This window comes from Enterobacter cloacae complex sp. P12RS (assembly GCF_014895875.1).
GTDB lineage: Bacteria > Pseudomonadota > Gammaproteobacteria > Enterobacterales > Enterobacteriaceae > Enterobacter > Enterobacter bugandensis.
The window spans coordinates 1-553 of record NZ_JADBQO010000116.1 but is presented as its reverse complement, the minus strand read 5'-3'; the positions used below and the strand labels follow the sequence as shown (position 1 = coordinate 553).

Genomic DNA, 553 nt, shown 5'->3' with positions numbered 1-553 from the left:
TTGTCTTTATTACAAATGACTTTAGGGTTAAAAAAGAGATTGATTGATTCTAATGTTTTTATATTGCAAAAGGTAGAAATATTCTCGTCTATTTTAATATCGGTTTCTATGTGTTCTCGTTTATAAGTATCAGGTAGGTCGGTATAAACAGAATCTTGTTCTTTAATTTTGGAGAAGAAAAAGTTCCTCAGTACATCAATATTAATTTCTTCATGTGAAAGGGTGTTCTCAATTGCAATATCTTTATTTATTGAGATATATAGTATAGTACCACATTTTTTCACTGCCTTGGTGAACCTTTCATCTATGAAAACAACTTTAAAAACATAAGGTAAGTTTTCAATTTCATTATAATCTTCAATGAAATGTATTATTCTTCCGGGATGTATGCCGCTAATTCTTATTTTTATCTTCTCTTCTTTCTCGCAAAGTAATTCTGGTATGCTTATTGGTAAGTTATTGATCTTTTCTAATAAGGGTGATAATTTAAGTAGATAATTAGAAGATCTTAAAAAAAAAGACTCTCCCTCATTTTTATCTATTATAATATAAC

Annotated in this window: 1 protein-coding gene; it reads right to left on the bottom strand. The window is 27.7% G+C overall.

Annotated features, from left to right (window positions below; translation table 11 throughout):
• On the bottom strand, nucleotides 1-553 hold a 553-nt coding region (locus IM284_RS23195; protein WP_193055982.1), incomplete at both ends, for a hypothetical protein.